The sequence below is a fragment of the Lacticaseibacillus chiayiensis genome, assembly GCF_004123795.1.
Lineage (GTDB): Bacteria > Bacillota > Bacilli > Lactobacillales > Lactobacillaceae > Lacticaseibacillus > Lacticaseibacillus chiayiensis.
The window spans coordinates 32,561-53,009 of the sequence record NZ_MSSM01000013.1 but is presented as its reverse complement, the minus strand read 5'-3'; the positions used below and the strand labels follow the sequence as shown (position 1 = coordinate 53,009).

Below are 20,449 nucleotides of genomic sequence, written 5' to 3'. Positions count from 1 at the left end.
AACACAACAATGATAGCCAGTTTTGAGAGCGCAAAGTTCTCATAAGTGTGGTGGCGATAGCAAGAAGGATACACCTGTTCCCATGCCGAACACAGAAGTTAAGCTTCTTCACGCCGAGAGTAGTTGGTGGGAAACTGCCTGCGAGGGTAGGAAGCTGCCACGCTGTTTATTCCGGTTTAGCTCAGTTGGTAGAGCACCTGACTGTTAATCAGGTTGTCGTCAGTTCGAGCCTGACAACCGGAGTTTTTTATGGAGAGTTGTCCGAGAGGCTGAAGGAGCATGGTTGGAAACCATGTATACGGGTTTTACCTGTATCAAGGGTTCGAATCCCTTACTCTCCGTTTTGTTGTCTTTACATACTTTCCAAAAGAGCCCGAAATGCTGATTTGATAGCATTCCGGGCTCTTTTTTTCACATTTTTCCTGATTTAAAAAAGCTATAGCAAAGTGAGGCTAAAATCGCTTTACGATTCGGCGGGATTCATTGAGCTGTAATGCATTAACAGCACCTGGTCTCAAATATCTTCACATAGGTGAGCAGGTGTGCAGAAGATATAATTAAAAACTTATTATGTCATCACGGATTTTTGCTGTTTGGTCAAACTTATTTGCGAACTTTAACGAACAGGACAACGTCAATTAATGTTAGAAGGTTAGCCAACGTGACGGTAATCCTGATAATGATTTTTACCGCTGAGTTTTTACTAGATTCAGGGCCGTGAGGTGGCGGGACTGCTTACAAACATGGACAGATTGAATGATGTTGATGGAAGCTTAGAGCCTGATGTAAAAGACATGGACGAGGTTGAAGGTTTTACCGGTGGTAGGGTTACAGATGCTCGGTCGTATACTTGGACAGTGATTTGGGGGTGTTGGGTAAAGACGTCAAATCGGTCACTCTTTCTAATTGACTCATTTAATGGTTCAATGCTGACAAAAGCCTTTACTAGTGAATTGCGGTTATGGATAACTAAATTTTTGGCTAAGACTTCAACAGTTATTATTTTCTGAAAAGCTCAAAAGTGAACATAACTAATTTAAAACAATAAGAGTACAATTTAAGGCTTGCGGTATTGCCCTTAAAATTAAAAATACGGCGGTTTTATAAAAGGCTAAGCCAATTAACGGTTTATTTCGGAAACCAAAATATAAAAACATGTATTATATTAACTTATTGGTTATAAAATATACATAATATTATGTTGCCGATGGTTAACGCTCTTGTTATAGTTATCCTACGTTAATGTTTGACAAAAGAAAACGCTTTTAAAGATTGCTTGAAGGTTGGGGGGTGACATGGGTGAAACGCAGATTGACGCTTGCTGGAATTTTCTTTGCAATGCTTTTTATGTTATTGTTTCCGATTCAAAAGACCATAGCGGCGGATGATGATATGCCACCTGATTCGGATATTCCTGATTCTGCATTAAAAGCACCGGATTACTTTTTTAAGAGCACGGCAAAACCAGAATATAACGTGAACCGTTCGTCTTTCAGCGCAACTTATCCGCAAGCCTTGATTGTGACCGGGAAAGCGGACTTTCAGAATTGGCAAATTGGCGGTATGTGGAGTAAACAAAGAATCGATCTTAACAGTGCCTTTACCTATGAGACTGCTCATTACTTTGGCTCGCGGCCTGGCTATGATGCAGACGGCATGACGTTTACTTTACAGAATGATCCTGAAGGTATTGCTGCTTATGGTGCGCCTGGTGGGGGCTTAGGTGCGTATCCATGGTCCAGAAGCGGTCCACCAAAGCAAGTGTTGATCGATCACTATATCAAAAATGCACTGTCCATTGAAATGGATAGTTACTGGAGCGGCGATACGGCACAATTTGATGATATGTATGATTATGATTATCCAAAGACCAAAATGACCGGCCATTTAGGGGTAGTTCGACCGGGTGAGGCCCCATTGACCACCAAAACATCTAGAGACGTTGGGCATCTTCAGTACATTCCCTTAACAGACGCAACCAAACTTTCAAATGGTAAGTTTCGTCCGTTTACGGTTAAGTGGACACCGTCTGTCACGTATAAAGATGGTGTACGGATTCTGGGTGGTGATCTTCAGTATTATCTGGATGGTAATCCCAAAGAAGGAAGCATTTTCAGAATCAACAATGTGTTGGATTACTTCAAATCAGATAAGGTGCTTTTTGGGTATACCGGTTCCAGTGGCACGCACCCGACTTTCCAGGCAGTCGCACTGCTTAAAATGCCGCAAAATGCCCAGTCGGTTACCGTTAACTTCGTGGACACGGCGGGTAACGCAATCCAGGATCCACTCACGATTCCCGGCGACCCGGGAAATCAGTGGGATGCGGCTAAACGTCGGCCGGAATGGATTCATAAAGGCAACGACTGGTATCAGTACACAGGCAAATATACGGCAAACACACCGGATCAAAAGGATGCCGGAACGTTTTCAGCCACTGACCCATATATTGTGACCTACCAATATGAAGCACGCCGACCACCACTTAGCTATGTCTTGAAAAAGACGGTTCGCAACGATACGGCTGGGGAAACGGATTTCAAAACGTCAACCAATGCCAAAGATGGTGATTTGGTTACTTATGAGCTGACTTATACCAATTTGCTTGGTGGCACCACCGGTAGCATTAAAGACCAACTTGACGTCAACCACACCTACCAAAATGGTTCCTTACAGATGGCCAACGCTGACACAGGCGGTGCGTTTAAACCATACACTGCGGCTGAAGAAAATTTTAAAACCAATCATACAATTCCGTTTCCTTACACTATTAAAGACGGTGATAGCTTTAAGATTCGTTTCACTGCAAAAGTTACCCGTCAGGACACTGCCGAAACGATTTTGAATCAGGCTTCGGTTGGCGGTGCGGGGAGCGATCAGATTACCTCGAACCAGACTACGATTCACCTACCGGTCACAACCGGTAAAGTCACTTTCCGTTATGTTAATCGAGCTAGCGATATGGCTAAACCGGAAGAAATTGCGACTGAAGTGACAGTCACCGGCAAAATCGGGCAGAAAGTTTCGGACATTGATAATAGCGCAATTCGCCCCAAAGCGATTAAGGGCTGGACCGTCATTGATCAGGCCAGCAGCCCCGACCTTACCCAGGCATCGTTTGATCAGGCTGAAGTTGTCGATCCGATTTTTAATAAGGAGGAAACCGTGATTACTTATCGGTATGAAAAACCGATGTTGAAATTGACGGTTGATCCGTCGCTGGATTTTGGCGATTTTGAAACCAACAGTGTTGACCGCACCTATTACATTGGTGAAAACCAAGCGAAGACCAAACAAGCTTTACCTTTTGGGATCACAATTGAAGATTATTACGGTGTCTCCCGGTGGCAGTTAAGTGTTCGCCAAGAAGGTCAATTTGTTTCAGAGACGAAACCCGATAGCCAAAATCCGGATTTACACGTACCACACACGTTGGATCATGCTATCTTGCATTTTCTGAACCCGCGGCTGAAACACACAATGATTTCCGGACCTGCTTGGGCGCAACAAGACAACTTGGTTTATAAAGCGCCTGACGACTTTGCTTTAGACCCAACGGCTAAAGAACCTACAGTTTTAGCCGCAATTGATAAGCAGGGGCACTATCTCAAGGATGATGTTGAACAGGCCGAAGCAACCGGTACCCTGTATGACAATAACGGTGCAAGCATGTGGCGATTGAATTTTGGGGATGCCGACAGTGCCCCAACAAGTGTCGGTTTGCATGTGCCAGCAAGCACCAAGCGCTATCAGGCGCATTACAAAGCAACTTTGACCTGGAATCTGTCGATGTTGCCGTGAGGGTCGAACCTGCCACATTTGGTTAAAGCGGCAAGCGAGGGGGAATGAAGTTTGAAATGGAAAAAGTCGTGGTATGGCATGCTGCTTGTTCTGGGGCTTGTGTTTTTTGGAACCGTACCACAACGCGTGTCAGCTGAAAATGAAAGTGAAAAAACTGATTTTGAAGTGCAACCGGTTTTGCCAGATGCTCAAACCAATACCCAGTTAAATTATTTTGACTTAGTTTATCCAAAATATTCCACCCATACCATTCAGATGAGGGTTCAGAATTTTTCAGATAAAAATATTACGGTTGAGAGCGACTTGCGCAATGCCTATACGCAAGACGGCGGTGGGATTGAATTTACGCCAAGGACAAATGATTTGGATCCGAGCCTGAAACATCCATTCACAACGGTCGCAAGGTTAGACCGTGGCAGTGCCACAATTAAACTGGCGCCTAAGCAGATGAAAGTCATTAGTGCCACAATTACCATGCCTAAGACCAATTATGACGGGATGATATACGGTGATTGGCATTTTATTGAGCGCGTAGATAAGGATAAGTCAGGCAGTACAGCGATTGGCTCAAATTATGCGTACTCAGTTGGGGTGGTCTTGCGGGGACAGAACTATGAAGTCTTTCCGGATGTTAAATACGACGAAACCAAACCGATCTTGTTTCAAAAGCATCCGGCGCTTGGAGTGACCCTGCGCAATGTTGAACCGATGGCAATCTCTCAGGCAAAAGTCAACGTTAGTGTTGGTGCCGATCAAGGAGAAGTGCGCACGTTTCAGGCCAGTAACGTCATGATTGCGCCAAATTCAAAAGTGGTTTTCCCTGTGTCTTGGAGTTATGACGAGATGAAACCGGGGACGTATCACATTAAAGCAACGATAAAAGGCTTGAGTACCTACAATCGTTTTCCGGTGAACTGGACATTTAAGAAAACCATGAAAGTCACAACTTCACAGGTCAAAACCATTAATGAGCGAGCCATTAAAAAACCGGTTAATCATTGGTTGTATGCGGCTATCGGCAGCGGGGTGCTGCTGCTTGCGAGTTCAGGCGCCCTGCTATGGGTGCTTAAATTGAGGCCGAAGTGATGAATACGAATCTGAAAAGGCGATTATGCTACCGGCAGTTTTCATTCATTGTGATGTTCCTTACCTTCTTGTTGTTCGGCGGCTATCAGGCAAAATCGACATTCGCAGCCGTTAACAACCCGCAGCAGACACTGATGGTTGCGCCGGTGATTCCAGCCGATAATCAGGTGAATAAAGCGGCAGGGTACTTTGAGCTTCAATTGCCGCAAAACGAAACGCGCACGCTAACCGTGCAAGCTTATAACGCCAGTTCGAAAGCTTTAACTGTTCAGGTAACAATTCTGGATGCGCAAACCGCCACGAATGGCGTGGTGCAGTACGTCAAGCCTAAACAAGTCAATCGGCAGTATTTAACCATTGCCGGGAGTGATCTTGTCAAAACACCAACGCAGATTACGCTTGCTCCGAGTGAAACAAAGGATGTACCGATTATCCTCAAGGCGAGTAAATCCCGCCCCAAAGGCACTTATCTGTCTGCCATCAGTTTAATGGCATTGACGCCCACTGGTACAGCCAACGTTCATCAGCGTATTGCCTATACAATTGGATTGGTTTTGCATCAAGGACACGAATCCCCGAGTATCAGTCAGCTACGCCTGAAACAGACTGCTTTAATTAAAAGATCATCCGGATTTCAGTTGCGTTATCAACTGGTCAATCCTAGGCGCTTCTTTTTAAAAGACACAGTGGCATCAGTTGAACTGACAAACGCGTCGAGTCGCTTTTTCTCACTTAAAATGCGGCAACCACTGTCACGGATTGCCCCTCAGTCTCAGTTTGTGATGACGCACGATATTCAAGGACAGAAACCTGTAGCGGGCCAATATCGGTTGGTTGCAGAAATTAAACAGGGACGTCATTTAAAGACCATCACTCAGTATGTGCGCATTACCCGTGATGGCAAACTAATTGCCAGTTCGCGCACTGCTTTTCGACTTGCACAACAAAAATGGAACTTGCTGAAAGTTGCTATCGCTATGGTGATGTTGGGCATCACCAGTTTTGTCATTTTCCGCTGGCGTCAACACCAAAAAGCAAAAAAATCGGCTGAGATCTGATTTCAGTATGCAACAAAGGAGGTGATGCAAGTGCAGGCATTGATCACGCGTTTTTCGTATCGTCGCGTCAAATGGTTCTTAATCGGCTTGACGATCGTTTTATTGATTGCTTTTGTAATTTGTCTGAGTTTAACGATTAAGACTTACAACGATTTCAATACGTGGAAAACAGTTAATCTATTTTAACTGATTTAACTGGGGGACACAGGTTTTAGATCATTTTATCTCATCATCATGCATTCACTAAGACGTTCGCGAGCATGATGGGATTGAATAACTAAGGAGGGTTTTCATGTTTAAAGTGACAAAAATGACCAGTGCGCTTGCCACTGAGGCGCTGCTTCTTTCGGGATTGGCAATCGCAACGCCGGCAGCTGTTCAAGCAGCAACAGTTGACGGCAACGCGAATGTTAACGGTGGCCAAGCGTTACCACAGGAAGGCAAAACGACTGCAGGGATTTCCTTTGGCCAAACGGCACCAACTGGGAACACGGGTTATCTGCGACTACAGATGGTGCCTAAAATTCTTGACTTCGGGAATCACGAGTCATTTATTTCTGAGTATCCGGTCTTCACTGCTGACGGGATTAACGCTGGGAATGCAACGAACAACCGGTATCCTAACTATAAGAGTGGCGACACCAACCTCACGGCAATTTTAAATACCGATGATAAGGCGCTCTCTGCCGTTAAAGGGAAAGTTTGGACTACCGTTGTTGACAAGCAAACCACGCGGACCGATGCAGAGAATAAGCTCGATGCAAGTGGCAAAACTGACAGTAAGGCCGACTCCTGGACGCTCAATGTCAAGGCCGATTCTCCGTTGACGTTGAAAAACGATAACGGCGGAGACACCGGTAAAACCATTGATGACGCGACGTTGACCTTCACCAACGCGGCTTATGGCCAAACCGGCAGTGTCTATGCTTTAACCAACGAAGCGCAGGATGATGGCTTCACCCCTGTAGGTCCATTAACACCGGTGGCTGACATTGCCAAGACTACAACGTTGAACCTAGGCACTAACGATACAAGTCATCAAGTTGCTTATGCCGCACCTGAACAAGGTGAAGGCGCGAACGTCTTTGCTTGGGACAAGAAAAATATCAAGCTCGTGCTACCTAAGACCGCAGTTGTTCAGAATGGTATCTATGAAGCAAGTCTGACATGGACGCTGGCATACGGTCTGAACTAATCAAAAGTTATGGGCTAATATCAACAAAGATTTGCTGATGAAATGCCATTTGTTAATCTAAAAATGCCTGCAGCATTCAACTAAGTAAAGTGTCGGCCCTCCCAAAAAAGGAGCTGACGCTTTTTTCGCGATTGGGGCGATCAGAGAAAGGCTAACTCACGCCTATCAAGTTAACCAATAAAAACGAAAAGTGGGTTGATTTTTTACGCAAAAACCCGCAATAACCATGATTGCGGGTGTAAATGAATTGACATCTTTAGAGACGGACAACTGAAGTGCTACTAGCCATGTAATCGCGTTAGATACAAAAGCAATGTCAGGATAAGGGGACTAAGCTGATAGCTGTAAGCCGGCAGCTTAAAGGACCGGCGACTGCTGATGGTGAGCGTTACAATCAACATACCAGCAATCGCAATTAGGGTCATGCGCTGTTGGAAATAGCCGATGGTTCCCACGGCCAGTAATAGGATCAAGTCAGCCCACTTTGGTAAATGGTTGGCCCATAACCCAATTAACGCGGGCATATAGAGAAGGACTAGATCTAATAACATCGTCCGATTGAAGAAATGCAAATTAGCATAAATTATCATAACCTGCGCTAAAAGTGCCTGTCCGAAGATGACGGTGTTCATCCATTGGGAAGGCATTTTCTGCGTACGTAAGAGTAGCGTGATCACGAGTTGCACCACAATTAGCGGCAGCAACAGCCACTGATTGATAGCACCGAGAATCCCCATGATGGCAGCTAACAACAACATTAGGTCGTAACGTTTCACAAGTCCCGTGCCGCTGAGACAAAGGATCATCAGTAAAAGTGCGATTAGCTGGAAGTTCCAACTGATTTGCAAACCAGTGGCAATTAAGAACGGGTAAGCGAGGGCCTGGCAAATGAAAGCTGCTGCATACGCCTTTTGATTGAGCTTTTTCAATATGGGTGTCCTTTCCGTAACAATTTCATTTTACAAAATCCTCGTGGCATAGACAAAGATTTTCGGAAATTTTACAAATATTATGTTATGCTACTATAGTTGCAAAACATTCCCGATGGGGTTCGTTATCCGTTAGCGAACATGCCTTGTAACCGAAAAATCATGAGGGGGAAACAAACGATGCAAGAACGCCATTTATTTACTTCTGAATCTGTTTCAGAAGGACATCCGGATAAAATCGCTGACCAGATTAGCGATGCCATCCTGGATGCGATGTTAGAAAAGGATCCCGATTCTCGAGTTGCATGTGAGACAACCGTGACGACAGGTTTAGTCCTTGTTGTTGGCGAGATTTCAACGAAGGCTTATGTTGACATTCAGTCTGTTGTCCGCGGTACCATCAAGAAAATTGGGTATACGAAAGAGTCCGGTTTTGATCCTGACAGTGTCGGTGTCTTGGTGGCCCTGGACGAGCAAAGCCCTGACATTGCTCAAGGTGTGGATGAAAGCCTTGAAGCGCGTGAAGCGGATACTGATCCTTTAGACAAGATCGGTGCCGGTGATCAGGGGATGATGTTCGGGTTTGCGATTGATGAAACTGACACTTATATGCCTTTGCCAATTTCATTAGCCCATGCGTTAATGCGGCGGACCGATAAGTTGCGTCATAATGGCGAAATCAGTTATTTGCGCCCGGATGCCAAAGCCCAAGTCACGGTCGAATATGATGACAACGAACAGCCGATTCGCGTTGATTCGGTGGTCGTTTCCGTTCAACACGACCCTGACGTCACCCTTGAAGAAATCCGCCGTGATGTAGAAGCAAAAATTATTCGCAAAATCATCCCGGCTGACATGATGGATGATGATACGAAAATTTATGTCAATCCAACCGGCCGATTTGTCTTGGGCGGACCTCAGGCTGATTCCGGTTTGACCGGCCGCAAGATTATCGTTGATACTTACGGCGGCTTTGCCCGACATGGCGGCGGTGCTTTTTCCGGTAAAGATGCGACCAAAGTTGATCGCTCAGCCAGTTATGCTGCCCGCTATATTGCTAAGAATATCGTGGCAGCTGGTTTAGCCAAGCGCGTTGAAGTCCAATTGGCTTACGCGATCGGCGTTGCCAAACCGGTATCGGTGTCAGTCAATACTTTTGGCACCAACGCCATTTCCGAACAACTGATTGAACAGGCGATTCGTGAGAACTTTGACTTACGGCCCGCCGGAATTATCAAAATGCTTGATCTCAAGCGACCGATTTACGAACAAACGGCAGCTTACGGTCATTTTGGACGTACTGATGTTGATCTGCCTTGGGAACACCTTGACAAGGTGCAAGCACTTCTCAAGTACCGAAATTAGCGAGAATACGAAAGTTATCCATGCAAGTTCTTCATATACAGACTTCTGCAACAGTGAATACGTCATCTCACCTTCACAATGGCTGTTCCAAGCAGCACCATCAAACGATCACTTTCAGTTGTGAAGGCGTTTTGACAGGTAAGGTGGCTTGGGTCTGTGGCTTGCGTCTCATGGACCACATGATCTTTTATCTCAAGCATTGAAAAACCATCTATCAGGAAATTCAGCGGAATCTCAAGCTGCGGCGGAAGCAGACGATCGCGCTTGCAATCAGCCGCCTGATTGTGAGCTTTAGGGGTGGTCAGCAGTCTTGCAATCTTTGTAATTCCTGGACGCGTGGTGTCTGGTCAGTGCATAGCGGCCAGTCAATTCATTAAAGGTAAAGGCAAAAAACGTCTCAGCAAATTTGCTTGCCTGAGACGTTTTTGTTTACGCTATTTACTTCCGCATGTCATTTTTGCGCTAGTCATAAAGCAACTTTTTTGTACAGTTGGGCGACTATCCATGCGGCGAGACAGCCAGTATGCGTGCACATCAGACGCTGTTTTACGAAAAAGGCCAGCAAGTTGTATGGATGTTGGCCTTTTTCGTTGGAGAAGCTGAACGGCGTGTTTCCAGACGGATCAAATTCCGAAACGCGCTAGGTGTCTCTTGTTGAGATCAGTGGCTGCACGGCTTCTTGCCCGTTCAATATGAATAAAAAATCCGTAATATCGTAAGTTTCATACAGAAGTCGGCATCGACTGTTCTTGCCAGTCAGCACTAGGTCAACCCGCCCACGCCTAAATACTAAAGGCGAGGTCGAGCGAGAAGCATTCATTACCATTCACTATTTACTGCGTACAAAAATAAACAAATTGCAGTTAGTGTTTACTCCCCGAAAAGGCCGGTTGATTAACACGATGGACATAGTATAGAAAGCCACTGATACAGATAACTAAAATAATATGGGTAATTAAAATGGGCACATCAAACTTAGTGGTGGGCTGATGAAAGGCAAACGAGCCTAGAATTTGATTAAATGAAGTTTGTTGAAAGTGCATGCTGATAATGAGACTAAGCCAAAGGATAAATTGGGTGCCAAGGCCAGCTGTTGAAATTAAACGATAGCTTACCATGAAGGCGTTATCTCGGTTCTCAATCGATGAATGCTCATAATCGTTAATGGCGTTCTTGTTAAGCACGCTAGCAAAAGCCCGGATTAAAAAGATACCAACAAAGTAAAGTGGTAGGATGAAGGTGAGTAGCAACCCGACAAAAATCCCTATTAAATCAATTGTTAATGAACTGGTATGTTGAAAGCGACGCTGGAGGACGGTGACCATTGGGGATGCGAATATAAATGCTGCTAGATAGGCAACAATAATCCACATGAACGTTGTTACACCGAATTTAACACCAATATATATGGCACTGAAAATGGCACAAAAATCAGCACATGTACCAAAAACCATTAAACGTACGCGAATATCATTTGTAATCGTATGATTGGTATGATTCGTGTTGACCAAAAGCAAGGTAGTGATTATTAATATGGTTCCCAAAATGGCGACTCCTAGTAAGGCAGGAGTCCCTATCCCTTCGCTCCGCGCGACTCGAACGAGAATTACAGACACGAATAACGCAAATGATAATAACACGTTAGAATACCGAATGTTAATGTGATTATTGGTGGACTTTGGAGATGGATCAAAGTGAAAACCCAACAAACCAAAAATAGAATAGACGATCATCAAGATGAAGCCAATAAATGGGAACCTTTTTTCTGTGAAAGCAATAATTCCAATTAAGATCAAAATGGCGATAAGCATCATCAATGTAGAATGAGGGACTTTATCTTGGTTATTGGTGTTGGCCGTTCCAGATACTGATTCTTTCTGGACAGACGGAAACAAGGCTGCGCCTATCCCAGCCCCTATTGCGGAAATATCCCAACAAATAGGCGATAATTGACCAAATATACCAATCGTGTATCCGATCAATGCTGAAGATAGACCCAGCCACCCCAACGAATAATTTTGGCTAGGATTTCCGCGGAACATAAATAGACTTGTTCGACGAAATGAGTAGAAGAGGGCAAATGGTAATACGTTGGTGATCAATTCACCATGGCGATTGATGAGCAACATAAAAAGCAAAAAAGGAACTAAATTAATTGCAAAGCCACCGATTGTCAATAATAATGATTGATACTTAAGAATCTTTCTAACCATAATATTCTCCTTGTAGTATTAACTTATATTCAAGCCTTGGATCTGTTTCACTGTTTGGGTGTTACGGGATACTCGCTAGGTTCTCATTGATTTGGATCAAACTGGAGCACCTTTTATTCTCCTGCGAATTATTGACACTTTTAGAATATCGCCCGAAGAAATCGTTTAAGTTTAAATCACAAGCTGTCTCTTGGTCGAATGCGAGACATCAGAATCTTCGACCAAAAATCTGAAACAGGGGAAAGCTGCGTTAAAAATATTATAGAACAGATACGGACTGAATTGGGGGCCTAAGAACATAAGTCTTCGCTTTTCGTCACTAGTGAGCTTGAGGAAGCAGACGAAAAAGCCCATTCTCGAGGACATTCACAGACTTCACTGACCAGAGTGCTAGCATGGGCTCGGGATGCACGAAAAACATTGTTGCCCGATTTGTCAGTTATTTCCCGAAGCGTCTTTTCGATCTACTGGGAATTTAACAAAAATAAGGTTATTTCTGCCCAACCCCCATGATTATCAGCGGATCAGCACATTTTTGAGTTTTTAAATTTAGGGAGGTAATTATGAAGCAAAGAAAAACAAATGTTGTACTTGTCACCGTTGCCATTTTTATCGGTACTTTTATGACTGCGATTGAAGGTACGATTGTTTCGACCGCGATGCCGACGATTATTGGCAGCTTACATGGCGTGCATCTTATGAACTGGGTATTTTCGATTTTCCTGTTAACCAATGCGATGGCCACGCCAATTTATGGAAAATTAAGTGACAAAATCGGCCGTAAACCGGTTTTCTTAATTGGTCTGACCGTTTTTGTCATTGGTTCGTTACTGTCTGGTTTATCGCAGTCAATGATCATGTTGATCGTCTTCCGGGCGATCCAGGGAATTGGTGCCGGTGCCATTATGCCGGTGACGTTCACGATCATTGCGGACATTTATCCGTTCGAAAAACGGGCCAAAATGCTAGGCTTTAACGGGTCGATGTGGGGGATTGCCTCGGTGATTGCTCCGCTGCTTGGCGGGTTTATTGTCGACCAGCTGAGTTGGCACTGGATTTTCTTCATCAATGTGCCGCTGGGTTTACTGACATTTGGCATTGTCTGGTTCTTTTTGCAAGAAGATCGGCGGCAGGTGCGGCAGCCGCTTGATGTTCGCGGGACGGCCTGGTTGTTGATCGCGTTGTTGGCACTTATGTATGGCTTTCAGGCTTGGCAGAACCTAACGCGCTTTGGCAAATTGTAGGAATGGCGATCGTAGCAAGTTTAAGCTTTTGGCGGTTTTGGCAGGCCGAACGCCATGCTGCTGATCCGATTATTGATCTGAAGCTTTTTGAAAATCGGACGTTTGTCGTTCATAATTTGATTGCGGCGCTGATTTCCGGTTTTGTGATCGGATTTGAAGTTTACATGCCGATGTGGATTCAAGGTATTCTCGGTATGGATGCATCGCTTGGCGGGTTTGCCGTGACGCCGAGTTCGTTGATGTGGGTTGTCGGTTCGTTCGTTGCCGGCAAACTGCTTGGCCGTTTCCAACCGAAACCGATTTTGACCGGTGCGATGATTTGGCTGCTTGGTGGCAGTCTGGCATTGGCGCTGGTGCCGCAAGCAACCCCTTATTTTGTCTTTTTGCTTGTTGCTGGCTGTCTTGGCTTTGGTTTTGGCCTGGTGATCACGATTACGACGGTGACAGCCCAAGCCATTGTTGCGCCTGATCAGGTTGGGGTCGCGACAAGCTTTAACACGTTATCGCGTACGTTGGGTCAGACGTTAATGGTGTCAATTTACGGGATTGTGCTCAACTTGCGGCTGACGCAGGGGGTTGCAGCTGATGGCCGGTTAAACAGTAACATGCTTAATGAACTCATCAATCCGCACACTGCTCAGAAGTTGCCGACAGCAGTTTTACCAACCTTGCGCCAGATTCTGTATGAAGGTTTGCATAACATCTACTTCTTTTCCATTGTCATCGTTGCCTTGGCTTTGATCGCGAACCACTTTGAGGCGAAAAAGGTTTTGGCCAAAACAACCACTCAGGAAACGGATGAGGAAGTCTAAATCGTGGTTGGCAACGACAGGGTTAACGAATCATTAAGATTTCACCAACTGGTTTTACGGTTTGACAAAAAACGATCCTCGAGAGCAAGCAAAGATTTTGCCTTGCTCTCGAGGATCGTTTTGTCTCGGTGTGATTGCTGATTCATGTTTTGCCAAGTTTTCGCTTATGTTAGCGGTTTGTCTGCAGCATCCTGATTGGTGGCATGTATTTTTTCAATCTCCTTGATGGGTTTTTTATAAAGTTTGGCGGTGTTTTCCTGAACTACCGCGATGACATCAAAATCAGGATCATTTTCCAAAGGACCAAAATTTAAAAAGGTTTGGCGATCTTCATACTGAATGTCTTGTAAGCGTGTGCCCATGAGAAGATGCAACGTGTCGGCTTTTTGGCGGTGTTTGTCGATTTCTTCACTTGCTTTTGCTAACGTGTAGCCTTTATCCAGCATAGTTTTGATCATGACGATCAGTGCGATGTTGGATAACGAATAGCGCTTGTTACCATTTGTTTCGTGTCGTCGCGAATGAATGAGCTGTTTTTTTTCCCAATAACGAATCTGGGTCGGTGTGGCTCCGGTCACGCGGCTGGTTTCGCCGATGCCTAGCGAAATATCGAGTGATCGCAACCGTTCATTAAAAAGTCCCATGGCATTTTGTCCTCCTTTGCCTTGACAACTAGTCAGTTTAAATGTAACATTTTGTCTTGTCAATATTACATTATGTGATATAAAAAGTACAAAACATTATAAAGAAATCAGGCGAAGTTATGGACGTTAAAGATATCAACGGGAAACGGATTAATGTCCCTATGATGGTCATCACGCTCATTGTCGGGACATTCATTACAGTACTTAACCAGACGATCCTTTCCACCGCGTTTCCGACGTTGATGAAAGCCTTCGACATTTCGACTGCGACGGTGCAGTGGTTATCGACAGGTTTCATGTTAGTCAATGGGATAATGATTCCGGTCTCGGCATATTTGAGCGCAAAAGTGCCTTCTAAATGGTTATATGTAAGTGCCATGGGAACCTTCTTTGTCGGCACATTGGTAGCCTTTACTGCCAATAGTTTCGCGGTCTTATTGGCCGGTCGCTTGATTCAGGCTCTCGGCGTTGGGATCACGATGCCATTATTGCAAAATATTATGATGTCAATCTTCCCGCCAAACCGTCGTGGAGCTGCCATGGGGATGGCCGGCATTGCCATTGGGGTTGCGCCAGCGATCGGGCCGACCCTTTCCGGATATATCATTGACAATTTCGGTTGGCGGGTCTTGTTTGGCATGATTCTTCCGATTGCCGGGTTGGTCATCATCGCAGCGTTGTTCTTCTTCAAGAACGTCTTGCCGCTTTCAAATCCGAAGCTGGATGTACCCTCACTGATCGAATCCTCTATTGGCTTTGGTGCCTTACTTTACGGATTCTCCGAAGTCGGAAACAACGGCTGGGGCGATCCGGTGGTGCTTGGGTCAATTGCTATCGGACTGATTTTCATCGTGATTTTTGGCTATCGTCAGTTGCGTTTAAAAGAACCTTTTGTCGAGTTGCGTGTGTTTAAGAGTAAAATTTTCGCGCTATCAACCATTTTGGGGACGATTTCCAACATGGCGATGGTCGGCGTTGAAATGATTCTGCCACTGTATTTACAGATTATTCATGGTAAAAGTGCCCTGGAATCTGGCTTGACACTGTTGCCAGGAGCACTTTTGATTGCGGTCATGAGCCCTGTTACCGGCCAGGTGTTTGATCGTATCGGTGCCAGACGGTTGGCACAATTGGGGCTTTTTCTCCTCACGATTGCGACAGTGCCATATTTCTTCTTGACGACCAACACCCCGTCAATCTTCATTACGGTGATTTATGCTGTGCGGATGTTTGGAATTTCAATGGTCATGATGCCATTGACGACAAACGGGATGAATGCTTTGACGCCAGACATGATTCGCCACGGCACGGCGGTCAACAACACGGTGCGGCAGGTTGCGACTTCCATGACAACAGCTGTTTTGATCTCTGTCTTATCAAACGTCACCAACCTCACCAAACCGGCAGCCAGCCTAGTAAAAAGTAATCCGTTGCAATATAAGCAAGACTTCTTCAATGCCACTCTCAATGGTTACCACGCAGCCTTTTTACTGGCTGTCGGGTTTAGTTTTATCGGTTGGATTCTGACATTCTTCCTGAATCGTCATACCATGTCGCAAGAAGTCACGATTAAAGATGAAAAGAAGGTGAAGGCATGATTCTTTGGTTTTTAGGGTTGATGGTCGTTGGCCTTTATCTTAGTTTCATCATGATGCGGCGATCGCTCAAACGTAGCGCATTGATCATCGTGTTTGGCATCGGGGTCGTTGGCAGTTTATTGCTCATCACGCTGAATGATAACGCCCATTTTGGAATGGTTAAGCGGACAACAACCAACGAACAGACCATTTATACCGCATCGCCAAATGTGCAAATGCCGATGCTTTTGAAGCAACCCGCGGGAACTGCCGACAAACACGCTGTTTATATTTATAAAACAGATCCTAAGAAAAAGGCCGTGCATACCAAAGCAGACCTTGCCGTGCGTAATGAAATTTCAAGAACGGCTGACACGACTGCTTCGTTAACCAGTCAGACGACGCGGTGGGAATATCAAAATGGTTTTTATGGGGCGTTATTCAATCATGAAGGCGCCGGTCAGTTTGTCTCTCAGCGTAATCAACTCGCCATTCCCAAAGACTGGTTCATTTTAACTACGACGCAGGCTAAGCGGCTCAGCGCTAAGTTAAAAGTGTTGCAGCACCCAACTGCCCAACAAAAAGCGGCCTTGGCGACGAAGGTGAAAGCGAAAGCAGCGGAACTTGTCAAAGCCGAGCCTGAGTTGGCAACGGATCAGACAACGCTGATGAAGCAAGCACAGAAAGCTGTTCAACAACAGCTGATTCAACAAGCCGTGCAGGATGTCCAGCAACACAAATAGTTAATGACAATGTGGTGCAGTGATATAGGCAACCACAATCAACTTATAATATTAAAAAGCAGATGGCGAGGTTGGCGACTCAGCGATCTGCTTTTTGCTTACGTGGATGTTGACGAGACAGGTAGGGACTGAAAAACCACCAACTTATCATTAACATGGCGAATCCCAACGAAAAGCCGGCAAGGACATCAGTCGGATAGTGGACTCGGACAAAGATACGTGAATAGCCTGTCAATCCGATCATCAGGACCGCCAGAACCGTGATCAGCCATTTGCCCGTCGGATGTTTGAACAATGTCCACGCTAAAAGAATGATCGTGCCATAGAACATCATGGTGCCGCTGGAATGCCCACTGGGGAAACTAAAACCGCTGGCTTTGACCAAGGCGCGAATTTGCGGATCCGCGATGAACGGTCGCGGCCGTTGAATCAGATATTTGATACTGACATTGAGCACTCCCATGATAGCGCCAACGCTAGCTGTAAACACAGCTGCAGTACGATAACGGCAAACTAAAAGCCCCGCCGCCAAGACCATGGTTAAAACAATTAAAATGCTGGGATTCCCTAATTCGGTAACGACGAGAAGCAGCGGCTTAAGCGTTGCTGCGTGAAAGTGGGTCACAAAGGTGGTAACGTGCTGATCGACCATATGAATCCAGCTTGCGTTGTTAACAATGCCGATTAGTAAGGTGACGAAAATAAGTAATGCAATTCCTGATAGATAAAGTGGTAGTGAACGACGTTGCGCCAAAACAAACCTCCAAAAATAAGTACTATTGACTATAACGAATGTGCTAAGAAAATGACTAATATAAACAGAATAGCATAATGACCATTGAACACATCTAAGGTTTTTGCTATGATTGACGCAATCATCAAACGAACGAAGGAGTAGTAAGTCGGTGCGGGGATCAGAGAGCAGGCGGTGGTGCGAGCCTGACGATGCTAAGACTGAACTGACCTTTGAAGTTGCTGCGGTGAAGCCAGTAATCGCAGCCGGCCGGACCGTTATCTCCTTTGAGCGCTGTGCAAACAGAACTTAGGTGGTACCGCGGCTGAGCCGTCCTAATGAAGAATAGGGCGGCTTTTTGTTTGAAAACAATTAGGAGGTAACAAAATGGCATACGATCATCATGAGATCGATAAGAAGTGGCAACGTTATTGGGCAGAACGTAACGAGTTCAATACAACGACCGATCCGAAAAAACCGAATTTTTATGCGTTGGATATGTTCCCATATCCGTCAGGTCAAGGCCTGCACGTTGGACATCCGGAAGGGTATACTGCAACGGATATTGTTGCTCGGATGAAGCGGATGCAAGGGTTTAACGTGTTACATCCGATGGGCTGGGACGCATTCGGTTTACCGGCTGAACAATATGCCTTGAACACCGGACACAACCCGCGAACCTTCACCAAGCAAAATATTGAAACGTTCAAGCGGCAAATTAATAGCCTCGGTTTTTCATACGACTGGAATCGAGAAATCAATACGACGGATCCAAGTTACTATAAGTGGACCCAATGGATTTTTGAACAACTTTATAAACACGGATTGGCTTATGAAGCCGAAGTGCCGGTTAACTGGAGTCCTGACTTAGGGACCGTTGTGGCCAACGAGGAAGTTATCGATGGTAAAACCGAACGCGGCGGTTTTCCGGTCATTCGCAAACCCATGCGGCAATGGATGTTGAAGATTACGGCTTATGCGGATAAACTGCTTGCTGATCTTGATGACTTAGATTGGCCGGAATCCATCAAGCAGATGCAACGTAATTGGATCGGTAAATCCACCGGAGCCCAGATCACCTTTTCAGTGACCGACAGTCAGGAAAAATTCGACGTGTTCACGACACGACCGGATACCCTTTTTGGCGCAACCTATGTGGTGATGGCGCCTGAACATGAGCTGGTTGAAAAAATTACAACACCAGAGCAGCAGGCAGTTGTCGATGCCTATGTTGAGGAAGCGGCGCATAAATCCGATTTGGATCGGACTGCGCTGGATAAAGAAAAAACCGGTGTCTGGACAGGTGCTTATGCCACCAACCCGGTCAATGGCGAAAAACTGCCAATCTGGATCTCGGATTATGTCCTGGCGACGTACGGTACTGGAGCCATTATGGCGGTACCGGCACATGATGATCGTGACTATGCTTTCGCCAAAAAGTTTGGTATTGAAATCAAGCCGGTTATCGAAGGCGGTAATATTGACGAAGCGGCCTACACTGGCGATGGCATCCATATCAATTCCGAATTTTTGGATGGTTTAAACGAACAGGACGCCATTGATCGGATGATCAGCTGGTTGGAAGACAAAGGCAGCGGTCACGCCAAAGTTAATTATAAGTTGCGCGACTGGGTCTTTTCCCGTCAACGGTATTGGGGCGAACCGATTCCGGTCATTCACTGGGAAGACGGCGAAACCACACTGGTACCGGAAGATGAACTGCCACTGGTATTGCCTGAGGAGGTCGATATCAAGCCGAGTGGGACCGGTGAAAGTCCGTTGGCCAATTTGACGGATTGGGTCAATGTTGTCGACAAAAACGGGCGCAAAGGTAAGCGGGAAACCAACACAATGCCGCAATGGGCCGGCTCTTCATGGTATTTCCTGCGCTTTGTCGACCCGCATAATAAAGAAGCACTTGCCGATTACGACAAGCTCAAGCAATGGATGCCGGTCGACCTTTATATTGGCGGCGCTGAACATGCGGTGCTGCATCTTTTGTATGCGCGCTTTTGGAATCTCTTCCTCTATGACATCGGCGCGATTCCGAATAAGGAGCCATTCCAGCGCCTGTACAACCAAGGCATGATTCTGGGCGACAATCATGAAAAAATGAGTAAATCCAAAGGCAATGTCGTTAACCCAGACGATGTGGTCGATGAATACGGTGCCGATACGTTGCGGCTTTACGAAATGTTCATGGGCCCGCTGGATGCCGGTATTGCTTGGTCCACAAAGGGCTTGGCCGGTGCGCGTAAGTTCCTGGATCGCGTCTGGAGTGCCTTTATCGACGACGAAGGCAAACTGCGGGATCGCATCACAACCATCAATGACGGCCGTTTGGATAAGGTTTACAACGAAACTGTTAAAAAAGTAACCGAAGACTACGAAGCTTTGCATTTTAACACCGCAATTTCTCAGATGATGGTCTTCATCAATTCGGCGCGTAAAGACGATGACTTGCCATTAGAGTATGTCGAGGGTTTTGTCAAAATGCTCGCACCAATTGCCCCGCATTTGATGGAAGAAATCTGGTCACGGCTTGGTCACGATCACAGTCTGACATACGCGCCATGGCCGACCTACGATGAAAGCAAGCTCAAGACTGATACTTACGACATGATGGTTCAAGTTAACGGCAAGCTCCGCGGCTCCATCACTGCTAATGTCAACGAATCCGACGATGATATCAAACAAGCCGCACTGGCCAATGAAAACGTCCAAAAGTTCACGGCTGGTAAGGACATTAAAAAGATCATTGTGGTCCCGCGCAAAATCATCAACATCGTGGTTAAGTAGTTAAGTTATATTATGATTTGTTAAAGGCCAATGACGTTACGTTTTTTAGGCAACGCTTCACGCTCCAGCTAAACGAAATCGGTACCAAAGACTGGAATTGTCGATGGAACCGAGTTTTTGGTGAGCGCGAGCAGGAGCGCTTAGAAATCGGAGTGTAAGTGGCCTCAAGCTAAATGGCTGGGTTTTGGCCATTTAGGCTTGAGGTCCTTACACGTAGATTTCTGCGACTGCGAGCGCGTTATAGAACGCG

Annotated in this window: 13 protein-coding genes, 2 tRNA genes, 1 rRNA gene, 1 pseudogene, 1 riboswitch and 1 other annotated feature; of the genes and pseudogenes, 13 read left to right on the top strand and 4 right to left on the bottom strand. The window is 45.7% G+C overall.

Going from position 1 to position 20,449, the window contains the following annotated elements:
• The first annotated feature begins 46 nt into the window (after nucleotides 1–46).
• The 8 genes from rrf (at nucleotide 47) to BVJ53_RS06415 (ending at nucleotide 7,140) form a co-directional block, all read left to right on the top strand.
• A 5S ribosomal RNA gene (gene rrf, locus BVJ53_RS06450) occupies nucleotides 47–163 on the top strand.
• A 7-nt stretch (nucleotides 164–170) separates the two neighbouring features.
• Nucleotides 171–243: transfer RNA gene (locus tag BVJ53_RS06445), tRNA-Asn, on the top strand.
• An 8-nt stretch (nucleotides 244–251) separates the two neighbouring features.
• Nucleotides 252–341 (top strand) — tRNA-Ser (locus BVJ53_RS06440).
• A gap of 997 nt (nucleotides 342–1,338) precedes the next feature.
• Nucleotides 1,339–3,801 carry a lectin-like domain-containing protein gene (locus BVJ53_RS06435; protein WP_129301697.1) on the top strand — a complete coding sequence of 821 codons (2,463 nt, stop codon included), beginning with the start codon at nucleotides 1,339–1,341 and terminating at the stop codon, nucleotides 3,799–3,801.
• 78 nt (nucleotides 3,802–3,879) lie between these two features.
• The gene (locus tag BVJ53_RS06430) at nucleotides 3,880–4,887 is read left to right on the top strand and encodes a DUF916 and DUF3324 domain-containing protein (RefSeq protein ID WP_238150148.1); all 1,008 of its coding nucleotides are present in this window, start codon (nucleotides 3,880–3,882) and stop codon (nucleotides 4,885–4,887) included.
• Nucleotides 4,887–5,945: a DUF916 domain-containing protein gene (locus BVJ53_RS06425; RefSeq protein WP_238150146.1), complete on the top strand. Its 1,059-nt coding sequence runs from the start codon at nucleotides 4,887–4,889 to the stop codon at nucleotides 5,943–5,945. The genes BVJ53_RS06430 and BVJ53_RS06425 overlap by 1 nt, the downstream gene beginning before the upstream one ends.
• Before the next feature lie 30 nt (nucleotides 5,946–5,975).
• Complete coding sequence (locus BVJ53_RS06420) at nucleotides 5,976–6,131, top strand: hypothetical protein (RefSeq protein WP_093997912.1); 156 nt, start codon at nucleotides 5,976–5,978, stop codon at nucleotides 6,129–6,131.
• A 106-nt stretch (nucleotides 6,132–6,237) separates the two neighbouring features.
• Nucleotides 6,238–7,140: a WxL domain-containing protein gene (locus tag BVJ53_RS06415; protein WP_129301690.1), complete on the top strand. Its 903-nt coding sequence runs from the start codon at nucleotides 6,238–6,240 to the stop codon at nucleotides 7,138–7,140.
• A 281-nt stretch (nucleotides 7,141–7,421) separates the two neighbouring features.
• Here the strand turns inward: BVJ53_RS06415 and BVJ53_RS06410 are convergent, their stop codons facing one another.
• Nucleotides 7,422–8,069, bottom strand: coding sequence for a hypothetical protein (locus BVJ53_RS06410; protein ID WP_129301689.1), 648 nt, complete (start codon nucleotides 8,067–8,069; stop codon nucleotides 7,422–7,424).
• Nucleotides 8,070–8,163: 94 nt separating this feature from the next.
• Nucleotides 8,164–8,252, top strand: a riboswitch (SMK box riboswitch).
• Here BVJ53_RS06410 and metK point away from each other — a divergent pair.
• Complete coding sequence (metK, locus tag BVJ53_RS06405; RefSeq protein ID WP_129301688.1) at nucleotides 8,250–9,434, top strand: methionine adenosyltransferase; 1,185 nt, start codon at nucleotides 8,250–8,252, stop codon at nucleotides 9,432–9,434. It overlaps the preceding riboswitch by 3 nt.
• A gap of 863 nt (nucleotides 9,435–10,297) precedes the next feature.
• Here the strand turns inward: metK and BVJ53_RS06400 are convergent.
• Complete coding sequence (locus BVJ53_RS06400; protein WP_129301687.1) at nucleotides 10,298–11,647, bottom strand: hypothetical protein; 1,350 nt, start codon at nucleotides 11,645–11,647, stop codon at nucleotides 10,298–10,300.
• A gap of 563 nt (nucleotides 11,648–12,210) precedes the next feature.
• Here BVJ53_RS06400 and BVJ53_RS06395 point away from each other — a divergent pair.
• A pseudogene (locus BVJ53_RS06395) lies at nucleotides 12,211–13,703 on the top strand (MDR family MFS transporter).
• Between the two features lie 164 nt (nucleotides 13,704–13,867).
• Here the strand turns inward: BVJ53_RS06395 and BVJ53_RS06390 are convergent.
• Nucleotides 13,868–14,347 (bottom strand): MerR family transcriptional regulator, encoded by a 480-nt coding sequence (locus BVJ53_RS06390; RefSeq protein ID WP_129301686.1) that lies wholly within the window; start codon nucleotides 14,345–14,347, stop codon nucleotides 13,868–13,870.
• Between the two features lie 119 nt (nucleotides 14,348–14,466).
• Between BVJ53_RS06390 and BVJ53_RS06385 the strand changes: the two genes are divergently transcribed.
• A complete protein-coding gene (locus tag BVJ53_RS06385) occupies nucleotides 14,467–15,945 on the top strand; it encodes an MDR family MFS transporter (RefSeq protein ID WP_129301685.1) in 1,479 nt (492 codons plus the stop codon).
• The gene (locus BVJ53_RS06380) at nucleotides 15,942–16,667 is read left to right on the top strand and encodes a DUF4811 domain-containing protein (protein WP_129301684.1); all 726 of its coding nucleotides are present in this window, start codon (nucleotides 15,942–15,944) and stop codon (nucleotides 16,665–16,667) included. Before BVJ53_RS06385 ends, BVJ53_RS06380 begins: the two co-directional genes overlap by 4 nt.
• 79 nt (nucleotides 16,668–16,746) lie before the next feature.
• Here the strand turns inward: BVJ53_RS06380 and BVJ53_RS06375 are convergent, their stop codons facing one another.
• Nucleotides 16,747–17,421, bottom strand: coding sequence for a phosphatase PAP2 family protein (locus BVJ53_RS06375; protein ID WP_129301683.1), 675 nt, complete (start codon nucleotides 17,419–17,421; stop codon nucleotides 16,747–16,749).
• Nucleotides 17,422–17,547: 126 nt separating this feature from the next.
• Nucleotides 17,548–17,741, top strand: a binding site (T-box leader).
• A 46-nt stretch (nucleotides 17,742–17,787) separates the two neighbouring features.
• Between BVJ53_RS06375 and leuS the strand changes: the two genes are divergently transcribed.
• Entirely contained in the window at nucleotides 17,788–20,199 is a 2,412-nt protein-coding gene (gene leuS, locus BVJ53_RS06370) for a leucine--tRNA ligase (protein WP_129301682.1), read from the top strand.
• Nucleotides 20,200–20,449: the final 250 nt, after the last annotated feature.

Coding starts and splice junctions, on each gene's coding strand:
- BVJ53_RS06380 (WP_129301684.1), top strand. CDS start 15,942: ATGATTCTTTGGTTTTTAGGGTTGATGGTCGTTGGCCTTTATCTTAGT.
- BVJ53_RS06385 (WP_129301685.1), top strand. CDS start 14,467: ATGGACGTTAAAGATATCAACGGGAAACGGATTAATGTCCCTATGATG.
- BVJ53_RS06435 (WP_129301697.1), top strand. CDS start 1,339: ATGCTTTTTATGTTATTGTTTCCGATTCAAAAGACCATAGCGGCGGAT.
- BVJ53_RS06430 (WP_238150148.1), top strand. CDS start 3,880: ATGCTGCTTGTTCTGGGGCTTGTGTTTTTTGGAACCGTACCACAACGC.
- leuS (WP_129301682.1), top strand. CDS start 17,788: ATGGCATACGATCATCATGAGATCGATAAGAAGTGGCAACGTTATTGG.
- BVJ53_RS06425 (WP_238150146.1), top strand. CDS start 4,887: ATGAATACGAATCTGAAAAGGCGATTATGCTACCGGCAGTTTTCATTC.
- BVJ53_RS06415 (WP_129301690.1), top strand. CDS start 6,238: ATGTTTAAAGTGACAAAAATGACCAGTGCGCTTGCCACTGAGGCGCTG.
- BVJ53_RS06400 (WP_129301687.1), bottom strand. CDS start 11,647: ATGGTTAGAAAGATTCTTAAGTATCAATCATTATTATTGACAATCGGT.
- BVJ53_RS06390 (WP_129301686.1), bottom strand. CDS start 14,347: ATGGGACTTTTTAATGAACGGTTGCGATCACTCGATATTTCGCTAGGC.
- metK (WP_129301688.1), top strand. CDS start 8,250: ATGCAAGAACGCCATTTATTTACTTCTGAATCTGTTTCAGAAGGACAT.